Source organism: Mucilaginibacter terrae (assembly GCF_031951985.1).
In the GTDB taxonomy this organism is placed as follows: Bacteria; Bacteroidota; Bacteroidia; order Sphingobacteriales; family Sphingobacteriaceae; genus Mucilaginibacter; species Mucilaginibacter terrae_A.
The window spans coordinates 1748206-1770577 of the sequence record NZ_JAVLVU010000001.1 but is presented as its reverse complement, the minus strand read 5'-3'; the positions used below and the strand labels follow the sequence as shown (position 1 = coordinate 1770577).

At 48.3% G+C, this 22372-nt stretch carries 17 protein-coding genes; 7 read left to right on the top strand and 10 right to left on the bottom strand.

Features of this window, described 5'->3' with window-relative positions; all coding sequences use genetic code 11:
- Positions 1 to 54: 54 nt before the first annotated feature.
- From QE417_RS07065 to QE417_RS07050, 4 genes are all read right to left on the bottom strand, one after another.
- On the bottom strand, positions 55 to 1506 hold the full coding sequence (locus QE417_RS07065) for a RagB/SusD family nutrient uptake outer membrane protein (protein WP_311948741.1): 1452 nt from the start codon (positions 1504 to 1506) through the stop codon (positions 55 to 57).
- A 10-nt stretch (positions 1507 to 1516) separates the two neighbouring features.
- Positions 1517 to 4816 (bottom strand): SusC/RagA family TonB-linked outer membrane protein, encoded by a 3300-nt coding sequence (locus QE417_RS07060; RefSeq protein ID WP_311948740.1) that lies wholly within the window; start codon positions 4814 to 4816, stop codon positions 1517 to 1519.
- A gap of 224 nt (positions 4817 to 5040) precedes the next feature.
- Positions 5041 to 6162 carry a FecR family protein gene (locus QE417_RS07055; RefSeq protein ID WP_311948738.1) on the bottom strand — a complete coding sequence of 374 codons (1122 nt, stop codon included), beginning with the start codon at positions 6160 to 6162 and terminating at the stop codon, positions 5041 to 5043.
- Between the two features lie 84 nt (positions 6163 to 6246).
- On the bottom strand, positions 6247 to 6831 hold the full coding sequence (locus tag QE417_RS07050; RefSeq protein ID WP_311948736.1) for an RNA polymerase sigma factor: 585 nt from the start codon (positions 6829 to 6831) through the stop codon (positions 6247 to 6249).
- A gap of 347 nt (positions 6832 to 7178) precedes the next feature.
- Between QE417_RS07050 and QE417_RS07045 the strand changes: the two genes are divergently transcribed.
- Entirely contained in the window at positions 7179 to 8168 is a 990-nt protein-coding gene (locus QE417_RS07045; RefSeq protein ID WP_311948734.1) for an RNA polymerase sigma factor, read from the top strand.
- 246 nt (positions 8169 to 8414) lie between these two features.
- Positions 8415 to 8882 carry a hypothetical protein gene (locus tag QE417_RS07040; RefSeq protein ID WP_311948732.1) on the top strand — a complete coding sequence of 156 codons (468 nt, stop codon included), beginning with the start codon at positions 8415 to 8417 and terminating at the stop codon, positions 8880 to 8882.
- 268 nt (positions 8883 to 9150) lie between these two features.
- Here the strand turns inward: QE417_RS07040 and QE417_RS07035 are convergent, their stop codons facing one another.
- The 3 genes from QE417_RS07035 to QE417_RS07025 form a co-directional block, all read right to left on the bottom strand.
- The gene (locus QE417_RS07035) at positions 9151 to 9801 is read right to left on the bottom strand and encodes a response regulator transcription factor (RefSeq protein WP_311948730.1); all 651 of its coding nucleotides are present in this window, start codon (positions 9799 to 9801) and stop codon (positions 9151 to 9153) included.
- Between the two features lie 119 nt (positions 9802 to 9920).
- Positions 9921 to 10919 carry an alpha/beta fold hydrolase gene (locus tag QE417_RS07030; RefSeq protein WP_311948727.1) on the bottom strand — a complete coding sequence of 333 codons (999 nt, stop codon included), beginning with the start codon at positions 10917 to 10919 and terminating at the stop codon, positions 9921 to 9923.
- On the bottom strand, positions 10919 to 12079 hold the full coding sequence (locus tag QE417_RS07025) for a proline iminopeptidase-family hydrolase (RefSeq protein WP_311948725.1): 1161 nt from the start codon (positions 12077 to 12079) through the stop codon (positions 10919 to 10921). The genes QE417_RS07030 and QE417_RS07025 overlap by 1 nt, the downstream gene beginning before the upstream one ends.
- 324 nt (positions 12080 to 12403) lie before the next feature.
- Between QE417_RS07025 and QE417_RS07020 the strand changes: the two genes are divergently transcribed.
- The 5 genes from QE417_RS07020 to QE417_RS07000 all read left to right on the top strand — a co-directional run bounded on the left by QE417_RS07020 (position 12404) and on the right by QE417_RS07000 (position 18241).
- Positions 12404 to 13363: an SDR family oxidoreductase gene (locus tag QE417_RS07020; protein WP_311948723.1), complete on the top strand. Its 960-nt coding sequence runs from the start codon at positions 12404 to 12406 to the stop codon at positions 13361 to 13363.
- A gap of 37 nt (positions 13364 to 13400) precedes the next feature.
- The gene (locus QE417_RS07015) at positions 13401 to 14087 is read left to right on the top strand and encodes an AraC family transcriptional regulator (RefSeq protein WP_311948722.1); all 687 of its coding nucleotides are present in this window, start codon (positions 13401 to 13403) and stop codon (positions 14085 to 14087) included.
- A complete protein-coding gene (locus QE417_RS07010; protein WP_311948720.1) occupies positions 14041 to 14184 on the top strand; it encodes a helix-turn-helix domain-containing protein in 144 nt (47 codons plus the stop codon). The genes QE417_RS07015 and QE417_RS07010 overlap by 47 nt, the downstream gene beginning before the upstream one ends.
- Before the next feature lie 313 nt (positions 14185 to 14497).
- Complete coding sequence (locus tag QE417_RS07005) at positions 14498 to 17578, top strand: sensor histidine kinase (RefSeq protein WP_311948718.1); 3081 nt, start codon at positions 14498 to 14500, stop codon at positions 17576 to 17578.
- A 21-nt stretch (positions 17579 to 17599) separates the two neighbouring features.
- On the top strand, positions 17600 to 18241 hold the full coding sequence (locus QE417_RS07000; RefSeq protein WP_311948716.1) for a response regulator transcription factor: 642 nt from the start codon (positions 17600 to 17602) through the stop codon (positions 18239 to 18241).
- Between the two features lie 162 nt (positions 18242 to 18403).
- Here QE417_RS07000 and QE417_RS06995 read toward each other — a convergent pair whose 3' ends face one another.
- The 3 genes from QE417_RS06995 to QE417_RS06985 form a co-directional block, all read right to left on the bottom strand.
- Entirely contained in the window at positions 18404 to 19159 is a 756-nt protein-coding gene (locus QE417_RS06995; RefSeq protein ID WP_311948714.1) for an SGNH/GDSL hydrolase family protein, read from the bottom strand.
- Between the two features lie 160 nt (positions 19160 to 19319).
- The gene (locus tag QE417_RS06990; RefSeq protein WP_311948712.1) at positions 19320 to 21044 is read right to left on the bottom strand and encodes a glycoside hydrolase family 71/99-like protein; all 1725 of its coding nucleotides are present in this window, start codon (positions 21042 to 21044) and stop codon (positions 19320 to 19322) included.
- Positions 21045 to 21387: 343 nt separating this feature from the next.
- Positions 21388 to 22170, bottom strand: a complete 783-nt coding sequence (locus tag QE417_RS06985; RefSeq protein WP_311948711.1) for a hypothetical protein — start codon at positions 22168 to 22170, stop codon at positions 21388 to 21390.
- Positions 22171 to 22372 lie beyond the last annotated feature (202 nt).

Here is a 22372-nt window from a genome sequence, read left to right as displayed (position 1 = left end):
CCAAAATGGGGAGGGGAAGTCCTGTCATTGAAAATGTTTTGATGATCCTGGCAGTTAATAGCCAGGGGTCTGCTGGATATTAGGATTAGTCTGTAAATCTTCAGCAGGTCTCGGCCAGTATTGTTTGTAAGCACTCCAACTACCGCCTTTTACAGGGGCGTAGGCATTCATCACCGTATTGAGCGTACCTGTTCTGCGCAGGTCGAACAGGCGATGACCGAATTCTGTGAATAGTTCTGTCCGCCGCTCTTTCAGTATTGCCGCAACAAGCAGCTCCGGCGAAGCGGGCTTTAGCAGGCCAAGTCCTGCACGCTGCCGGACCGCGTTCAAATCATCCTGGCCGCCTGTCAGGTTGTTTTGCTGGGCCCTGGCTTCCGCCCTTATCAGGTAGGCTTCGGCTAGTCGCAATACCACGTTATGCTCCGTTCCAACAGCTGAAGCTTTATACTTATTGGGGAAATAATACGTGAGCGCTGGGGCGGTTGCTGTGGCTGGCACAGTGGTCTGGCGTACCCAGTTCTGCAAACGATTATCACCGGGCTCAAAGGCATTGACGAGGTCGGTGCTCATCGCTGCATTGACACCGTAGGAGGTGAGTTGCCTGCCCGCCGGGATGACCGCTGGCATCGCATTGTTATACAAAGTATATTCGCTGACCACGGTGGTAGAACCCGTCAGCGTGGCAAAGCTCCAAACGGCTTCCTTGTTATTGATCAGAAACGCTTGACTAAGCGGAACTAACTGGTAATTTGCAGCGCTGATCACACTTGTTGCTTCTGCTTCTGCATTCGCCCAGTCCTGCTGATATAAATAGACACGTGCTAACATGGCGCGCACAGCAAGTTGATTTGGTCTGCTTCGGTCTGTGGTCGCTGCGCCGTATCCGTCTTTATAATCTACAGTCAAAAGGGTTTGGGCCATTTTAAGGTCCTTAATGATCTGTGAATAAAGACTGGCCTGCGGACTGTTCGCGATCGTCCTGTTTAACTCGAAGTTTGAGGTCAGAGGCATGGGGGCATCACCATATAAGTTGGTCAAGATCCAAAGGAGGTATCCCCGCAGGAAATAAGACTCGCCAAGCCATTGATTTCGATAAGATAAAGTACCAGTTCCGCTACTGATTTTTTCGATAGCAAGGTTGACCTGATAGAGCTGTTGATAGATCGCAGTCCATTGCGTAGTACCGGAAGGCGAAGATGTATTCAGCCCATTGGCGTAGAACAAGGCATTACTGAGGATTGCCGGGTTCAGGTTTTGCGTTTCATCTGCGTAAAGTGCGGTGGTGTAACCAACTCCGGTGGAACCGGCGGTATAACCTGCCTGGGAAATTTGTTGGATCAGTCCTGTTACTACACTGGACGTTGCAGCGTCGCTTATGAAAGCGGCATCGCCTGTGATCCTGTTGACAGGCAAAGGAACGTCGAGATATTTATTGCATCCGCCAGCGGCAAGCATCACAATACCCGCGGCGATGAAAACGATAAGAGGTGAATAGAAGTATTTCATGTTACAATGCTTAAAAGGTTACGTTAAAGCCAGCAGTAAAAATTTTTAGCGGAGCCAATCTGCTTGCACTCAGGCTTTCAGGATCAACGTCCCCATACTTGGAAATCGTGAGGAGGTTCTGGCCCTGCAGAAATACGCTAGCCCGCTTCGAACCGATCTTTCTCGCTAACAGCGGAGGAAGCTCCCAACTGAAATTCAGGTTTTGCAGCCTGGCGTAAGTAGCATCCTCATACGCGCCTGTACTCTGGTTAAAGAAAGATTGGGATGACGCAGCTAAAATTCCTGCGCTTAACCGGGGAACTTTTGTTACACCACCCGGCTTTTGCCAACGTTGATCGTATACAGATAGCGGAATATTAGTCATCAAAGTTCCCGGGTAAATCGTTTGCTGACCGAGGAAGCTCTGTCCGGTTCGTTTAGTGAACGTAAAAAAGAAACTTAAGGACAGCCGGTTATAACTAAATGTGTTTTCCAACCCGCCGTAAAACTTGGGATTGAGGTCAACGAATGCCGTTTTATCTTTGGCACTGTTCAAACTTCCTGAGCCGGACAGCGCATAATCTGCCTTTAAACCCGCTGCATTGGTAAATTGATAATTGCCCGTCGCCGGGTTCACACCGGCATAATCATAAAGCAAAATGCCGCTCGTCGATCTTCCCAGAACGAAGTTGTTGAGCGTGCCGGTCGGATAATTGGGCAAACGCAGGAGTTTGCTTTTCGGTAAGGTCACATTGAACCGTGTATTCCAGTGTAATTTTCCCGTGGTTAGCACTTTCGCTGACACGATCGCTTCCCAGCCGGTGTTTTGGATCACGGCGTCGGAGTTTATAGCAAATGTTTTAAAACCGGTCGTAGAGGGTAGCGGCTGCGCGAGTAGCTGATTGCTCGCCTTATTGTAATAATAGTCGGCCTCCAGAACAAGACGGTCTTTGAACAGCCCTAACTCCAGACCAATCTCGGATCTTCTGTTCTTTTCCCACGCGAGATCAGGATTGGCTAACAGTTGGTTTTGAACAGATCCCTTTCCGGCGTAGCCATTAGCTAACACGGTATAAGAATTGAGCCAGGCATAATCTGAAATTGCGTCTCCACCAACTGTACCGGTACTACCTCTAAGTTTTGTGAAGCTGATGAAAGGAAGAACGCTTTTGAACCATCTTTCTTCGCTGATGATCCATGCTGCGCCAACTGATCCAAAATTGCCAAAGCGCCTGTCCGGACCAAAGCGGCTTGACCCGTCCCTCCGGCCGTTCAGGTCAATAATGTATTTATTGTCCCACGTATATTTGATGACGGCGAACAAACCCAGTGACCTGAACGGTATCGAGTTGTAAGTTACCGTCGGGGGATTGCTGCCTGCCGCCGGATTGGAAATTAAAGCATCAGAGCTGAAGTTTGAGCCAGAGATACTGTTTGTTAAAGCCAGGCGGTCATTGATTTCCCCGCCTACTTTTACGTCGAGGTCACCTTTGCCCAATCTGTTATTATAGTGTGCGTAAGAAGTGACCGTTATACTACGGATATTATAATGGTTGAATATGCTCGCAGTTGATTGCGCAAACGCAGCGGTAGGTGGAAAATAGGTAGAGGGCGTTGCTGACAGTTCATTAGAGTTTTGCTCATTATAGGCGGCAGTACCCGTTAAGCTTAACCCCGGTAATAAATTATAGTTGAGGTTGGCACTCGCCTGCAAATTGGACACTTTGTTGCGGTAAATGGTTTGTAAAAGTCTGGCCGGGTTGTCAGCCAGTGCCCAGTTTATACTACCGTCGGGCAGCAACACGTCCGGCGCGTTCGGCGCTGTGAGCAGCAACCGGTCCAGGTTATAGGAAAGCATGTCATTAATGGCATTGGCGTAATTGGCCTGGATGCCCAAATTCAGCTTCCTGTCCGGTGTACGGATGTTTAAAGAGAGGCCGACCTCCCCATCGCGCGCAGATCCTTTTCCGCGGATGACGTTCTGCTGATTATGATAACCCGCATTGATCTTGTAGCCCATAAGTTCAGATCCGCCGCTGTAATTCGCATCCGCCTTGGTATTTAAAGCAGCATTACCAATAAAGAATTTCTTCCAATCTGTGTATTTGTTCAGCTCATACTGGCCATTCAGGTCGTTGTCGAAGCTGCCCGGATTCGTTCCGTCATTCCGGAAGGCCTCGCGACGCATGTCGAGATAGGAGGGCGTATTAAGTAGTTGCGGGGCAGTTCCTTTCACCGATACCCCGCTGTATACATTGACGTTTAAACTCGGCGGACCGGGCTTTGCTTTTTTGGTGTTGATAATGATCACGCCATAAGCACCCCTTGCACCATAAATGGCTGTCGCATCCGCATCCTTTAACACTTCGATACTTTCAACATCATTCGGATTGAGATAGTTCAGCGCGTTCCCACCGGCAAAGGACAATGCGGCCCCGGAGGCACCCGTCAGTAACTGTGGGAGCGTACCGGAAGGTATGCTAACGCCGTCCAATATGATCAGGGGCTGTGGTTGGTTTGATGTGTAGAGCGGTGATTGGGAGGTGAAGTTTTTTGCGTTCCGGATCCGGATGTCGAAGCTGCCGCCGACAACGCCCGAGTTTTGCTGGATGAACATACCTGGAACCCGCCCTTGCAGCGCTTCCAGCACGTTGGTTACCGGATTATGTTCAATATCCTTAGCCGTGATCGATACGACGTTTCCAGGATTCAGCCGTTTACTTGTTTGCCCGTAGGCAATGACCTGTACCTGATCCAATACGCTTGTAACCGCTTTCATGATAACAACAGCTTGATCATCTTTTGCCATTCGAATAAGATCCATTGCTTTGACCTCCTGGGCTTGAAACGACACGTGGCTAAAGATCAGGACGGGGTCCTTTCCGTTGACCAATGCGGTAAACCGGCCATCGGCATCCGTAACCCAGACATTATTGCCATCTTTGAGTTTGATCGTAACGCCAGGTAGCGGCAGGTTTTTCTCATCGACGACCTGTCCTTTGATCAGCATGTCGGCAGGCTTTCCGACCGGCATTCCCGGCTTCCGTTGTATCACGATGCTTTTATCGATGATCACGTAGTCAAGCGGTTTATTGAGCAGGCATCTGTCAAGCACTTCCGTTATTGTCGCTTGTCTGATATCGACGTTGACCAGCGGGATATCCGTTAGAATATTCGTATTGTATAAGATCGAATATCCACTTTGCTTTTCGAGCTTTTTCAGGAGTTTATCAAAGGAAATATTCTTCTCATTCAGATTGATCCGCTGTCCGTAACTTGCGGCGCTTACCTGGAGAAGGCAGGCGAAAATGAGCATGAAGGTTAATTTCATAACCAAAAGGAGTTTTTTTAACCGGACGCAGGGGATGTCCGGCTTACTGGAAGTAAAAATTTGCATACTTTTGTATGTTTTGGGTTGGAAATAAGCTTAGAGAGAATCAATAGTTGTAACCAGTTCCCAAAATTATTGCCGGATTGTGCGTCAACACATTCCGGTTTTTTTTTGCGAACCTGAAATCTACGGCCTCGCCGCGGATCGTAATGGGCAGGTGCGATTTACTGAACGATAAGTTTCCTCCCTTCTATTCTGAATTTTATACCGGTCAATGCAAGCAGCTTGGCCACCTGGGAAAGGTCCTGGTTACGGGACATGGATCCACTCAGGAAATCCCCGGGCACTTTCCCCTCGTATACGATGTCTAAGTTATACCAGCGGCCAACCTGTCTTAATACGGTAGATACAGCGGTATTATTGAAGTAGAACCTTCCCGATTTCCAGGCGATGTCCTCGTCAGCATCTATCCCGTGTTCAAGCCTCAGATGGCCATCTTTACGTTGATCCGTAACCCGGTCATTAGGAGATAGCATGAAACTTTGCCCATGATGCGTTACCTTAACCGATCCTTCCACGAGGGTGGTGCGGATAGACGGCTCATCGGAATAGGCACTGACATTAAAGTGTGTGCCGAGGACGCTGATCTCTTGCCCGCCGGCAAGTACGTGAAATGGATGGGAGCTGTCCTTCGCCACTTCGAAATAGCCCTCGCCTTTAAGGTCTACTTCCCTGAAATCTCCCGTGAACCTTGAAGGGAAGGTGAGGGAAGAACCAGCGTTGAGCCAAATCTTTGTTCCATCCGAAAGGATGACCGTATACTGCCCACCATTCGGCGTGGTGATCGTATTCTTTTCAGCCGTTACGCCCTCAGCCTGTAGGTCGGCCTCGTAAATCAATTCCCCAGGTGTGGTCTTTTTGATCGTAACCCCCGCTTCATTTGCCAGGTCGCCAATATTGCGCTTGTTCAGCACGATGACCTTTCCATCAGATAAGGTAAGGTAAGCAGCATCGCCACCCGGCATGATATTTTGAGCCATTTGCTGTGGTGTCCTGTTGTAGGGCTTGTTCACGTAGAAATAAGTACCGATGGTTATGAATAATAGGATAGCGGCTGCTATCGCCAGCTTGCTCCAGTTCAACCTCCGAATGACCGCAGGTCTTGAAGCATGGTCCAGATTCTTCCAGATATCCGCCGATATGGCTTGATATTCACTTTCTGAAAGCTGGTTGTCTTCCTGCTGGTTATAGTGTAAATACCAGGTTTCCAGTAAAGCTTTTTCTTCTTCACTGGCAGTTCCGTCCTGGTATTTTCTAATTAATTCTAACTCGTCTGGCTTTGGCATATCAAAGTTTTACCTTTTATATCTACCATGTCATCTAAAGTTGCAGAAAGGGGGATGTCGAAAAGAATATTTTTACAAAAAAAATTAATTATGGCACAATTCGATCGTCAAAGCGACATAACAGAGCATGCTAAGACGCGGTCGTAGTATTTTTAAGGCTTTTTTGATCTGATCTGTTACCGTTTGTTCCGAAATGCCTAATTCTAAAGCTATTTCTTTGTGTGAAAGATGTTGCTTCCGGCTCATTTGGAACACCAGGCGCATCCGGGGTGGAAGTAAACTGATCTCGTGTTCGATAAGTTCCATGAAAATGCGTTCCCGGACAAGATAATCAGCGATAGGTGTCTCGCTTCCGACAAAGTTACGCAAGGATTCCAAATGCTTTGCTTCGACCTGCTTATGAGAAATGATGTTGAAGAACTTATAGCGGACCGCCGTAAATAAGTAGGCCATGAGATTATCGATCTGCGCATGTTCGCGGTTCTTCCAAAGCGACAAAAATATTTCCTGAACCAGATCCTGGGCCTCATTTTTGTCCTGAAGCTTCTTATAGGCATGTGCAAAAAGAAGGGTATTATATTTCTGAAAGATGGTCGCGTAAGCAGACTGGTCGCTCTGCCTGAGGCGTTCGACCAATTCTTCATCTGCTAATGGCACTTCCTTTGTCATTTAAGATGAAAAGTAATACTTTTTCGACGAAGGTTAAAATAATATTAAATCTTATGCTTTCGAAGTACCGAACCTTAATGGTCCGGTCAAGTCTAAACATTAATTTTTGGCTGAACGGGCCTGATACCCTGTCCTGCCGGGATTTTGTCTTTGGGCCAAAGGCCTTTATCCGGTGCCATAGGTTGATGCCCCGGCCGGTGTTTTGAAAGATCGGTAGGTTGCTCCGGCGAGGGTATATGCCACACGACGGCCATTATTTTTGGAGTGTCAGCGGATCATAAATGACAGGAACAATATAATATTCGGGAAAGGGGAGCGTTACCGATGGGAAAAGTTCAAGGAATTAAATGTCACCCGATACGGAGAGCAAACTTATTTTGAGAGACCCAATTGATGTTGCTGAACAGCAGACGTCACCGTCTGCCGCCCCTGGCGATCACCAGCTCTTTGCCGCTGCCTGCGATCAGTACAGGGCAGAACTATTTGCCATTGCTTTAAGAATATGCGGCTATGAACGTGCGGATGATGCCATCCAGGATGCACTGATCACCGCTTATTTGAAGTTTCATCAACTTCGGGACATCAATGCCATCCGGCCATGGCTCAAACGCATAACCCTGAACAGCTGCTATCAGCTCATGCGGAAAATGAGATCAAAAGCTGAGGTTCCTTACGGAACGCAAAATTTCGAACCCGTAGAAGACAGTATTGAGCGGCACATTGAAAGCCTTGAGGAAAGAGACCACCTATACGCCTCACTCGCCAACATTTCCCCGGTTCTGAAACAGCCCTTGATTTTAAGGTATTTTAGTGCTTATAACAGCTACGCCCAGATCGCCGAAGTTTTGGACATTCCGGTAGGAACGGTTAGGAGCCGGCTAAGTGCCGGAAAGGCCGAATTGGTAAAACAGTGGCACATCGACAAAATAGATCCAGGCATTGAAGTGGAAAGGTCGCGGCAATGGAACCGGTATTATAAAGAATTGATGCCTGCAATACATCAGGATGGTGCTGCGTTCCGTGAACTGGACCGCCATCTTAACGGTGAGCTCGAGATGGTACTGACCAGTGGAAAGCGGTTGCACGGAAAAGATAAGTTCATTGCCTCCATCTATGACGACCTGGAACATGGAAGCGGCATCGAGCATGTCTCGGGATGCATCACATCCGGGGAGATCTCTGTGATGCGGATCCGGTTCAGCAATTCCGAAGAGCATCCCACTCATTGCCCGCCGGGGTCCCTGGTCGTTATAGAAAGAGACGACAGGTCCATGAAGCGTCTTAAACTTTATCACGCGCCGAGGCCTGACTTGCAAGTGGGAAGCAGTTATTCGTAACGGTTCTTACAGGCCTGCACCGACTCAAAAGCTTTACTGAACGCTCGCTTAGCCTGCACTTTTGCGGTTATGGCCGCCAGTTGCGACCGGGGGCTGTTCTGTTGACTCCAATTATTTTTCAAGAGGCGGATCGATACAACAGCTACGCCAGCTCCATCCCCATTTTGGGTATTAAAAACCCTCTATTCCGGCTGTAGGGATCATCTTCCCGGGTACGTTATTTTGTAGTTCACCAATATACACGCTATGAAAAAATGTATCATCCTGACCTTGTCGCTTCTGCTTTGCGGTATTGGCGTATCGGCACAAACGCAGGTAACCTGGTCATATTCAGTTGTTGAACGCCACGGGGACGAAGCTACGCTCAGGATCAGGGCAGAGATAGGCCCGGAATGCTTGATCTACTCGACGACCGTACCTGAGGGCGGCCCGATCCCGACCCGGATATCCTTTTTACCATCAACACAATTTGAGTTAGTTGGTGGCATCAAAGAAAGCCAGCCCACAGTTATTTATAGTGACCTCTTTAGAATGAGGCTTGCTTACTTTAATCAGGAGGCAACGTTCGAGCAGAAGATCCGCCTCAGGTCAAGGCATGCTGTGGTACATGGAACTATTGCCTATATGATAGAGACTGATAGTTTGTGCGTTTTGCCGGATGATGAAGTTTTTAACGTCGATCTCCGTAAATCTTCCCATCCTGCCCAGCAGTAAGCGTGCCTTGCCAACGAGGTGAACGGATAACCGCGGCGATGGGTAAGGAGCCGGCAGCCATGCTGTTGGTCGCTTATCATAGGTAATCGACGAACGGGAAGCCGTCGCCGGTCACTGCGAATCAACCTTGAAGCAGCAGGCAATACCCTTTAAACAACCGACCCCATCAAATGACAGTAACATTTATCATTTGATGGGGTCGGCCGCTAATTGAGATCCCGGTAGGATGGGTGGATCACGAATGATTTACCCGGTTAAAATGAATGCCTTAAACGATCTCCTGATAGATCGCTTTGGCGACAACCTCTGTTAGTGAAGCTACATTAAGCTTCTCATAAATTTTCTTTACATGATTGCGGACCGTATCATAGCGGATCCTCATGTCAGCCGCGATCATTTTGTGGCTCAGCCCATTGACAATATTGCTTAGAACCTCTTTTTCCTTTGCGGTCAGGTTATAGCAATTTTCGGGCTGGGGCTGCATGGATTTAAGGTCAGGCGAGCGGTAGATGATGTTCAGGACTTTCCGCGAGATCTCGCTGCTTATAGGCGCTCCACCATTTCTTAGCTCACTGATACTGGTAATTAATTTGCTGGTTAGATCAGCTTTCCGGAGGTAACCTGCGGCCCCCGCCTTGATGCATTGAACGATCATCATTTCATCGTCCGCACTTGTTTGAACAAGTATTTGAACATGGGGTAATTCGCTGTTCAGGGCGGTGATCATATCGATTCCGGTTCCTTTTGTTTCGATATCCAATAAAACGATATCTGCATTGTACCGGATCACTTTTTCCAGACAACCTGCTGCTTCCGGGAACTCACCCACAACTTCCAGGGTCGGGTCGGTCTTTAGGATTTGCGAGATCGTACTGAGGAAAGACTTGTCTTGTTCGAAAATAATAATCTTTGTTTTCATAGGTCATGGAATGGCGTAAGATTAATGGTTTATTCAGCTGAAAGCCGGTAATGCTGGCATCAGCATTACCGGCAAGGATTGGTCAACCGGGTACCGGGAAATAAGGTGTTTCGATAACTTTATAAACGAAGCCCCCGTAACCATTGCTCACATGCAAAATCAAACTGTTGCGGTTGTTCCACCCAAGGAAAGTGCCCGCTTTGTTTGATGATCAAAAGCTTGGAATTGATGATCTTTCCATGCATGCGGGTCGCCTGCGTTAAAGGATCGCAAATAAAGTCATCATCACCGGAAACGATCAAGGTCGGCACCGTGATCCTGGGCAATTCAGGCAAAAGGTTCTGCGTGGTATAGCCTGCCTGATCCGTATAAGTGTTTACCGTATCATTGAAGCTTAGCTGCGAGATCAGGGCAGGTGCCTTTGATGGTTCGTACAAATAGAAATATCCGTACGTCATGAGCTGTTGTTTTAGTGATGCTTCTTTGCCGCTTAAGCCATAGAACTGTTCATAAGCTTTACGGTATATCGCAGGATGCGCCTTATAGTACGGCTCCTGCGCTTTTTTGTCGATCCGCCCTTTCATCTCAGCGGCACGAAGACTGTCGCGGGCAACAATGGCATCGATGGTGATCAGCGCTGTCAGGTTCTTCCCATGTTCTAGGGCGTAGGCTAACACAAGGTGCCCGGAAGCCGAATGCCCCGCCAGGGAAAATTTCACTAATCCCAGGTGTTTTCGCATCGCTTCGATATCGCCGATGAAGTGCGCTTCCGTATATTGGCTAGCATCAGCCGGACCGGAGGATTTTCCGCTGAGCCTCGTATCAACGTAAACAACCGTGAAATGCCTTTCAAAAACACGGATCGGTATCAAATAGTTAACATTTACGCCCCAGCCCGGAGAGGGGACGAGCAGGACAGGACGCTTATGCCCCCTGACATAATAATGCAGGCGGACGCCATTGACGTCCGCATAGTGTTCACCCTCTTCCATGTTGCTTAGGTTAGTTTTTTCAAGTACAGCCTGGGTTGATGATAATGCGGGAGTCGACGTTAACACCAGGCATAACAAGACCGCCGTCATGAATTTTATAGCTTGCATAAATCGGTAGCTTTTCATTAATGTGCCTTTGTTGATGACGAATTGAACGATAACGCTTGCTTTCCGGAATCAATGGCTTTGATGAATTGGATCAGACCCTGAAAGTAAACCTGCTGATCATCGTAGAAGCACATATGGCTGCCATTTGGGCAATACAGGAAACTGCCGTGCTTAACTTGCGAAGCGATCCATTTCATATGATCGGGATCCATGGTGTCATATCTGGCACCAATGGTCAGTACGGGGACCGTTATGCCTGGCAACTTCGCCTTGATATCCCAGCCGGTCAATTTTCCCCGCAGCCCGAACTCACTTGGTCCCTGCATGATGGTGTAAAAATCATGGTTGATCTTTCCGAAAGCACGGTTCAATGGCTCCGGCCATTGTTCGACCGGAATACGGCAAATGAACTTGGCATAAAAATGCGGAACGAGCAATTCCATATAGCGGGGATTTTCAAAATCTCCCTTGGCTTCGATCGCCCTGATCTCTTTTAATACGTCAGGGTTGATCTGTTTCGCTAACACGTCGTTGGCATATCGGTTATAGTCGGCAGCACTCGACATCATATCTGACACGATCAGCGCCTTCAGGTTCTGCTGATATTTAAGCGCATATTCCATGGCAGCGATACCGCCCCATGAATGCCCGTACAGATAAAAGTTGTCAGCATTCAGATTTAGCGCTTTTCGTACTTGCTCCACCTCTTCAACACTCCTTCCCAGGTCAAATAACGCAGTGTCTTTCGGATTATCAGAGCGTCCGGTTGCCAATTGGTCATAGTAAATGTATTCAATCCCTTCCCGTGGGAAAAAGCTATCCATGCATTCCAGGTATTCAGAACTCGCGCCGGGGCCGCCAGACAGGATCAGTACCTTGATCTTGGGATTATTGCCCACTCTTTTGGTCCATACGTTGAATGTTCCTTTCGCCGTTTTGACAGGTATGAGCTTTGCACCGCCGGTCTGGACACCGGAGTCGGGTTTAAAGTAGTCATTGCGCCCATTAGCCGCAATATCTGCTTCCTTGCTGCAGGAGGCCGTCGATACCGTGGTCATTAGCAGACAGCAACAGAGCAGGTTGATCCCCTTGAAAGTTTTTGTCATCTTTTTTCCTGATCTCCTACGGGTGCCGGTAGTATCCGAACCCATGCTTCGCTTGAAATTTTGTTTGTTCATAAGTTAACATTGTTAAATATGAGTAATGATGCCGTAACTCATACGAAAGTTCGGCGGGCGCGAAAAAAAATCAAGAATTTTTGGGACCGCATTTCAAGCTGTTGGTTCGGTCTGCAAATTTGACCAGGGTAGTGATTGAGAGAGGTCCGGTTGCAATACGCTCAGGTTCAACGGCTAAGCTCGAACGGTGGAGGGGAGGCAACCAGCTATCGAATGAAGTTGCCTTAAAAAGATGACCCGTACAACAAAGCAAATTTGACCTTCACAACAAAACGAACTCGGGTTTTAATGCTGAATTTTGCCTGTACATTTAAAATTCAGACCATGAAAAATAAAAAAGTATTAGTAACAGGCGGAAGTGGATTCGTGGGAATTCATACCATTTTACAACTCCTGCAACAGGGCTATACCGTTCATACGACGCTGCGTTCCCTTTCCAAAAAAGAAAATATCATAAGCGCCTTAGCAAAAGGCGGCATAACGGAACTGCAGGACCTGCATTTTTTCGAGGCTGACTTGACAGCCGATAAAGGCTGGAACGAGGCCACGGAAGGTTGTGATTATGTCCTGCATGTGGCATCTCCCTTTCCATTGGTTGAACCTGAGGACGAAAATGATCTGATCATCCCTGCCAGGGACGGCTCATTAAGGGTGCTGAAGGTTGCTAAACTGAGTGGGGTGAAGCGGGTCGTACTTACATCATCTTTCGCTGCGATCGGTTATGGTGCAGATCGTAAAGGTCATACATTTACAGAAGAGGATTGGACGGATGAGAACGCTTCCGTCGCGCCTTATATCAAGTCGAAAACGATCGCTGAAAAAGCGGCCTGGGAATTTATCAGGAAGGAGGGTGGCGACATGGAGTTGAGCGTTATCAACCCCGTTGGTATCTTCGGTCCGGTCATCGGAGATATCTACCCGGCCTCCTATGAAGGTGTCATTAAAGCGATCTTGGAAGGCACGGTTACGGAAAGCCCGGCTTTCACGTTTGGAATAGTTGACGTGCGTGATGTGGCCGGTATTCACATCAAAGCCATGTTGCACCCGGAAGCCAGAGGGCAACGTTTTCTGGCAACCTCGGATGGGGCAGTAAGCTTTTATGATGTCGCACAGCTGATCAAAACAGAACGTCCCCAAAAGGCGGATCGCATTGCTGAAATGAAACCAACCCAACCGGAGATGTATACGCAAATGTCTAATAGAAAGGCTGTGGACATTTTAGGCTGGCAACCAAGAAGTAAAGAGGAGGCAATCTTAGCAAGTGTGGACAGCACTGTGGCGTGAGTTCTTTCCTGAATGAAGTTAAGTATTAAATTTGAGCATGAATAGCATTCATTCCTGTTATTTAGGTCCCGAGATATCGCCGGAGCAATTTATCCCGGAACATTTCTTTATGTTTCTTCTTAAAGGCACGATGTTGGCCTATGACGGAAGTAAGCGCTATGCTATGCGACCGGGCGATTACTTCATCGCCCGGAAAAATCACCTGATCCGCTATACGAAGTACCGGGAGCATGATCAATTTGAAAAGATCATCATTACCCTTGATGAGACATTTCTAAAACAGTTTGTGAATCGCCATTCCTACGACGTCAAGCCGTCCGGAAATGGCGATTCATTTCTGTTTATCAAGGAAAACGAATTATTAAAAAGCTATATCCAATCGCTGGAACCCTATTATCATGGCAACCGGCAGCTTGATAAGACTTTTGCAGACATTAAACGCGAAGAACTGTTGCTGATCTTATTGAAGTCGCAACCTGACCTGGCCAGCGTCTTCTTTAACTTCGGCATTCCTGATAAAATTGATCTGGAAGAGTTTATGAACACGAACTTCCGGTTCAATGTCAGCCTGGATCGCTTTGCATTCCTCACCGGAAGAAGCCTGTCTACCTTTAAGCGGGATTTTCAAAAGACGTTTGGGACGAACCCGGGAAACTGGCTCAAAAAAAAGCGCCTGGATGAAGCTTACTTCAAAATCCGGACGCAAAATCAAAAACCCGAATGAAGTATATCTGGAAGTAGGCTTTGAAGATCTTTCTCACTTCTCTTTCGCGTTCAAAAAGGAGTTCGGAAAGACACCTTCTGAGGTAGCGATCAGCTAGCTTGCTATGGTTTTGGCAACCTGCTTCTTTAAACAATTGCGCATCCGCTGATCAACCTGACTTTCTTCGCAGGAGTCAGATGGTCCTAAGTCTTGATTGAGGACAGGACCGGGTCCGGAAGAGCCGGATCAGCCGACGCTAAAAATTACTGGTATTCATATAGCCATTATTGGTATGCGGTCAACAACATTTGGCTGACTCTTCGTGGATTGGGGATAAATACCTTTGCAACGGATACTTTGAGGTTGCTAACAAAAGGAAGCCTGCGCGGCCCAGTCTGACCGGTCCTTTGGTTCCGATAATGGTTAATGATATGAAATATTGGATATTGCTCCTGTTCATTATAGGGCAACCTTTTTTTGCCAGGGCTGCGGATATTTATTTTAAGCAGATCAATGTGGAGCATGGCCTTTCACACAAAAAGGTCAATTGCATATTGCAGGATCGCCGCGGTTTTGTCTGGTTTGGGACAGAGGATGGGCTGAACCGTTATGATGGCCGCTATATGGTAACCTACCGGTATTCGCCGGGATCCATCCACACCCTGTCAGGTAATATCATCAAAGACCTTCATGAAGATAACGACGGCATCCTTTGGATTGCGACACAAGATGGCGGAATGACCAAGTACGACTACCGTCTTGCACCGGGTTCCCAGTTTAAGCAATACCGCTTTCGTGGCGCAGGCAGAGAAGGCATCCCGGAAAACAGCATTAACAAAATTGCGGAAGACCGGTTTGGTAATCTCTGGCTGGCTACTTCAGCCCATTATACGGTGCGGTTCAACAAGACCACTGAAAAGTTCGATACCCCGGTTGCCCTTGGTACGCGATGTATCTACACACTTGCCATGACCAAAGCAGACACATTGCTCGTCGGCAGGGCGGGCGGTGGATTACTGAAGATCAATACGCGGGATCTGCATTACAAATATGATAATGCTTACGATGATCTATATGCGAAGCTTCCGCATGTGAGTATCACCGATATCTTCATGGACAGTAGCAGGAATACCTGGATAGCGAGCTGGGACAAAACCGTATACCGTTGGGACAGCCAGGGGCATCCGGACAAGCATTTCCAAAAGAAATTACGGATGGCGCACCTCCCACCGGATGATTACCTGTCTTTCGCGGAAGATAGTGAGCACCAGATCTGGATGGCGGGTAAGCAGACCGGGCTCGTCATCTATAACGGGCAGGACGGCTCGGTAAGAATGCTCAAACATGACCAATTTGTTATGGGTAGCTTAGGTGACGACCACGCTAATGTGGTATATGCCGGAAAAGACGGAACAATGTGGATTGGGACGGAGAACGGCGTGAGCGTTTATAACCCGTTATTTAAACCATTTGAGTTCCATAAAATCTCCTTCGATCACCAGGAAGTTATGATCTATGACTTCTTTAAAGAGAGCGGTGGAAGGCTACTGATCGGAACGAACCAGGGGATCTTTGTCAAAACACCAGGTAAGTCCAAGCTGCTCCATATCCCCTTGGTTTATAAAGGACAAGCACTGGCGGTGACCAAGTTCTTTCAGGATAAGGACAACCGCTTCTTTATCGGAACAGACTATACTTTGTTTTTATTTGACCTTAAGGATAATAAGCTTACACCGCTCCCCAATACGGGGAAGGACCCGGTCATGAAAAAGCTCATCGGTTCCAGGGTCGTTTCCGTCATCCGGGATACACTGGATGGGCATCCGGTACTTTTGGTCTCGCCTTATGGGCATTTTTTAACTTACTATGATCTCAAGACCCAACAATGGGTGTCCAGGGAGGATACCGTAAAACAGATCTTGTCAAGGTATAATGTCACGGATAACCTCATCCGGCTGTTTTATCGAAAAAGGAATAACGATATACTTTTAGCGACTTCCAAAAACGGACTTGGATGGTGGTCCGGCAGGCGGGAACGGATAAGGTATTTGTCCACCGCACCCGGGAGTCGTGATTCTTTAAGCAACAATGATGTTTTTGACATCAAGGAAGACGCAAATGGCAATCTATGGATCAGTACCTATGGTGGCGGCGTCAGTTACTTTTCCGTAAAGACCCAGCAATTCAAACATCTCCAGGAGTCCAGTAACTTGACAGAAGGTATGCTCCTGGACCAGCAAAAGAACCTTTGGATGTTATGTAACGGACATGTTCACCGGTATTGCACCCCGGACCGGGTGTACAGTTGTTACGACATCCCCGAAATACAGCATACAAGCGGATTATCGGGCTATCTGTATCAGGACGGAGAAGGTACGGTTTATGCTGCGGGAAGGAACTATTTTATCACGTTTGATCCTGCACGGGTCGCGAAGATACGGCATGATCCTCCGATTTATTTTACCGATTTCAAGGTCTTTCAAACCTCTTTCAATGATCTGCTTTACAGGGGGCCAATCAAACTCAACTACGCCCGTAACAGCATAAAAATTGAATTTTCTGCCCCCGAATACAGCGGGGACAACCTGCGGTATTCCTACATGCTTGAGGGGTTTGATAAGGTCTGGATAGCATCCGGTAAGCGAAATTTTGCAGAGTATGCTAATCTTAGGAGTGGTGAATATACGTTCAGGGTGACTGCAACGAACTGGAAAGGGCAATCGGCAACCAGGGAGTCGGTCCTGCACATCGTCATTGATCCGCCCTTTTGGCTCACAAGCTGGTTCATCGGGCTGCTCGTTGTGTCTGTCTGCGGTATCTGTTTTGCATTTTACCGCAACCGGATCGACGGTCTTTTGGCGCAGCAAAGGATCCGTAACAATATTGCCCAGGATCTGCATGATCAGATTGGATCCACCTTAAGTAGTATCGCGCTGTATAGCGAGGTCGCCAAAAAGTACAGCCTTAAAGGGGATGTTTCCCAATTAAATGACTTGCTGAGTATCATCAGCGACACTTGCGGCGAGACCATTTCGGAAATGAGCGATATCGTCTGGGCCATCAATCCAAAGAATGACCTCTTGCAGCGTGTTTTTCACCGCGTTAAAAACTATGCGGAGCCACTTTGCAACGCCAAGGGCATCCGGTTTGAACTTGACTTTCATCCCACCCTCGGGTCGGCAAACGTTGATATGCCAACCAGAAAGAACCTTTACCTGATCTTGAAAGAGGCGATCAACAATGCGGTAAAGCATTCAGGGTGCCAACGTATCAGGGCTGTCATTGACGGAGTCGATCATCTTACAGGGTTAATGGTGGCGGATGATGGGGCCGGATTTGACCCCGGGGATAAAGTTGGGCAGATCGGAACGGATCGTAATGGCCTTGGCAATATTTACAGCAGGGCAGCGGAAATGGGTGCCACTGTTCAATTCAATTCCCAGCCCGGGATGGGCACAACGATCAGGCTTTGGTTCAAAAAGCCGCTCTATGGGATGAATTTTATTCCTTAAAAATGAATAAACTATAAAGGTATGCGTATAAGAGTAGCCATATTTGATGACAACAAGAACATCAGGAATAGCATCATTTTGATGTTGAACACGGACCCGGAACTGGAGGTGGTGGGTATCTATCCCGATGCCAGGAATTGCGTGGATAAACTCCTTTTAAGTAAACCGGACGTTGTACTCATGGATATCGAAATGCCGGGCATGAACGGCATTGAGGCCGTGCGGCTGATCAAAGCGCAGATGCCCGCGGTGGCGGTGATCATACAAACCGTTTTCGAGGATGAAGAAAAGATCTTCGATTCCCTGAAAGCGGGAGCCTCCGGATACATATTGAAAAATGCGCTGAAAAATGTTACCCTTGCAATCAAAGAAACGCATTCAGGCGGATCTCCGATGACCCCATGGGTGGCGCGAAAAGTGTTGAATATGATCTATCATTCAAAAGAAATACGCGCCCAGTCAACGGAGGAATATAATCTTTCAAACAAGGAAAAGGAGGTGCTTTTGCTGATCGTCAATGGGCTAAGCTATAAGATGATCGCCGCTCAGTTAAACATCAGCTATGAAACGGTCAGAGGACACGTAAAAAAAATCTACGACAAATTACATGTGGCGTCGCTTACGGAAGTAGTTGCCAAAGCGATCAAGCAGCGTATCGTTTAAGATGCGGCGGCGAGGTATATAAATTTCAACAAGCGGTTCGATACTTAATATTTCCCTGGAGCAAAAAATCCGTCATCCATGTAGCAGGATGACGGATCTGTGGTACTTGATCCAATTGAGGTCCATGACTGTTGATAGACCCGGTGGCGGGTTTTTGGCGGATTACTTACCTTGTAATGTTGCCCGGAATACCGGATGGTTCTTAACGGAGAGAAGTACGACGTAATGTCCTTTGTTGTTGAGGTGGACACCATCGCCAGCCGCTAGTGACCCTTTGATCTTATAGTCGGTCGTGTCTAGTCGACCGAAATAATCATTGGCCTTATTTCCATAGATCGAGGCCAGCCTATCGTTCAGATCCTTCAGCGCGACGCGTCGGGTGGCGTCAGTAAAGTCCCTGGGTTGCGTTCCAAACAAGATGTAGGGAACTTTGGCCGAATCCAGTTTACGGACTATCGCTGCATAGTTGTTCACCACTTCGTCCGATGCATATCCTTTTGCGATGTCATTGCTTGGGAAGGTGATCATGACCAGGCTCGGGTGATAAGAAAGCGCTTTTGTGATATTGCGTGCGGTATCCGGTGCCGGCCGGCCGCTTTTGACAAACCCGGTTGGCATACCTTCGTAGCTGGTATATCCGCCCTTGGCCAGGTTGATATATTTAAGCGGCACCGGGTTTCCGGCGGTTTCTGATCGTAACCGGTTCACCCATGAAGAATCGATCGGTGTTGCACCGGACCCTGCGGCCGTCGATGCACCAATGATTACGATCACGCCAGGCGTGTTCCGGGCGTTCGCTAACGAGGTCGTCGCCAGGTTGCCGGTTTCGCTGCCGCTTTGGGCCGTGGCAGCGTCTTTCTTACATGCGCTGAAAGCCGCAGCTAATGCCAGTAATAAAATGCTTGTTTGCTTTTTCATAGTTTTGTTGTTTTGTGGGATTTTTTATTTGGATTTATTCACCTGCCACCGGGACGATCAGCATCTTTGTCGCTCATCATCTCACTTCAAATATCCTGACCGGAGGTCCGGTATGCTATAGCCAAAACTGTGGGCTGCGAACCTAAAGGGGGGAGGGTGATCAGGGAATGATCTGAATGCCGTCCAGACCAGTGGTGACACTGCCATTCTTATAATGATAGACCCGCAACCAGTTGATCGCATTTAGGTTAGGATTGCCGGTTCTGACCGCAGCCGATAATGGTTTTGAGATCAGGTTCCAGCCATTGGTCAGCGGACCGATAGACCAGCTGTACTCATCCCTGTCGGGTCCTCCGCCGCTGCCGATTTCGATCTGGTCCTCACCGCTGAGACGGGTAACATCAGATACATAATACCAGAATTGTAACCTTCCTGTCGCGGGGGTAGCGCCGCTGTTCAATGCCGGGGTGATGACCTTACTGAAATCATCTGTACCGGAGCCCGTTGACCGCAGGAAGCCGTCGCCCTGTTTTCGGCCATTAGTGACCACAGACAGCGCATTCGCAGAGCTCCAACCGGTAAGCTGATCGCAAGTCTCGATATAATCAATTCCCGGTATCGTCGGACGCAATGCCGTAAGCGGAATCATCCCTTTGAGCATCCGGTTTCCGTCGCGCGTCAACCGGAGATAGTAATCGGAGGTGCAGAATACACCGTCATTATCGAGGGCTTCGTACCTGGAACCGGCGGGAAGCCATGCCTTTGTCGGGGCGGTCTTCGCGATCTGATTGCCTTCATTGTACTCGTCGTACATCGATATGTAAAGGCCCTGGCTTCCGGCCCGTATCGCATTATAGAACATCCTCCACATCAGGTCGCCGTGCGCCCGCTGGCCCAGGCCACCCGGTAATACGCAGGGTTGGTAATCGATTTGGTTAGCCTTGCAATAAGCCGCGTCGCCTACGATAAAGTCATTGTAGATCCTGTCTGCATCACCTACATTGTTCACAGCGCCGACAAGCCATGGCGACAACATGTCAAAGGCTTTGTAAACGTTTGCAAAGCTTGCGCGGTCACCGCTCGCAAACCGCCATTCGCGCGGAACGCCGCCGATCACGTAGCAGCCCTGCGCTTTGAACCAGTTAACGACATCCAGGCAAACGGCTGCGGTCCATGGGTGATGGTTGTCGTCATAACCGAACCCCCAGATCGCTACGACCGGTTTCCCGTTTTGGCGCGCATAAGCGTTTGATGATGTGAATCCCTTCATTTTGCTGGTCCAGTCGTTTTTCATCTCCATTTGCATATTCACCCAGTCCGTTGCATCGTACATAATATAGAACTTGCGGCCGGTTGCTTCCGCAGCTGTACGCACGTTCTGCGCTGCCCGGTCCCTTAAAGGCCCTTCCTCTCCGGTAGGATTGAAGCGCTGCAATGCAGCGCCGTCAATACCGTTCTCCTGCATCCACTGAAATTGCATCGTTACCGTTTGCTGGTCTACGCAGGAATATAACTTCGCCGGGTTACCGTTATTGAGCGCAGGGTAGCCGGTCTGATAGGTCTTGTCATAATCCCGTACATCCGGCCACGCCCATAATGCCTTGTCATTATTAGAGGGGAGGGCATTCCAGTTCTCCGTCCAGTGCCACCACCAGTTCTTCCCGCCTGGTTGCCCGTCACCTGCTGCGGCGAACCATCCCTGGTATCCGACGATCGTTTTACCGACAACGTCACCAACCGGGGAGGCCAACAGCCGGGATTTATTGGACAGGTTTCCGGTCTGATGCGCGTCAATGCCCGGCGCTTTTGCGCAAGCGACTGCAAAAAGGGCCAATGCTGCCGGAACAGCGTAACGCAAGCGTTTTTTTGTTTTTAAATAGGTCATTTGTGATTCGTAAAAATGTCTCCTTAAAAATGCGGTGACATTTAAACAGTCGCTATGGCCTATTCTGGTAAATTAGCCCCACAATGGGCTATATCGTCCTGACTATGTCCCCGTTTTCAAAAGAGCTTTTGCCAGGGTGTACAGCGCGTGCCTGATGAGGGTTGATACTTGAATTGGCAGTGTAAGTGCTGCCGGAAAATGGCTGAACAAGCATTACTGATATTTATAAATAAAGGCGGTGAAATGATCACCGCCTTCTCTTAAATGTTAACCCGTATTGTTTGTCATACTGCTGCAGACCTCAAACAATTGTGCCGGTGCGCTGACTGTTCAGACCGGGTAATTAATTGGCACGGGGTTCACTGTAGATGAAATCGTCCAGCGCGACGATATCCTTTTCGACCCCATCAGTAATTCCGGCTGCGATCGCAGTATTTCCTGCTGTGATCTTTACCCTCGTTATCTTCCTTGTCGTTGTTTGAAAGCCTACGAAAGAATACTTTTTGTCCGCCTTTTGGGCTTTGACCCTGCCAATCAGCTTATCGCCCTCATAGGCCTCGATTATCGTGGACTCATCCTGGTCGACATCAGAAAGTATCAGTCCGAAAGCCGTTACATAGGCGCTTGTCGTTGTCCCTGGAACCTGGAAATGTACCTCGGATACGTTCGTTCCCTTCGGGATGAAGAGCTTGTTTTTACTGAAGGCCTTGAACTCATTAGCGAAAGCAGGGTCGATCTCTGCAAAGTTCTTGTCGCTGACCAAGAGCGATGCATTTTCAGGGAAGTAGACTAAACCACGTTTTCTTGCATCCGGCGCAGACTGCAAGGTCGGGTTGAAAAAATCGAACGGAAATGCCAATGGGCTTAAGAAATCTGCCGGAACACCATCCCAGTTTATTTCCCGGCGGCCTCCCGTCACTGAGGGAACCGTATTAATAACTTTTCCTGCACGCTCCCTGAATGAATTGACTTTGCCGATGATCGCACTACTGTCGCCGGCGGCGAGCGTAACGGCAAAGGCAGTTTCATGTTCCGGTGCGCCATAGTTGTTGTCATCTTTGTCACAGCTGCTGAAGATAATGGCGGTTATCCCGGCCACAATCATTGGTTTGAATAGATTTTTCATAGTTTTTAAATTTTCCGGGACAAAAGTGCTGACGTTGGCGGCAGGGCACAATTACCACATTTGTGCATACACCAGCCGAATGTGGTAAGGGCCTATATTATGGTATTTGAAATCATCCTGTGCGTGCCCTGAGCAAGAATTCATCAGCTTAATTAAATGCCCGTTCCCTGTAATAAAGCCATGCTACTGCCCCCACATTCGG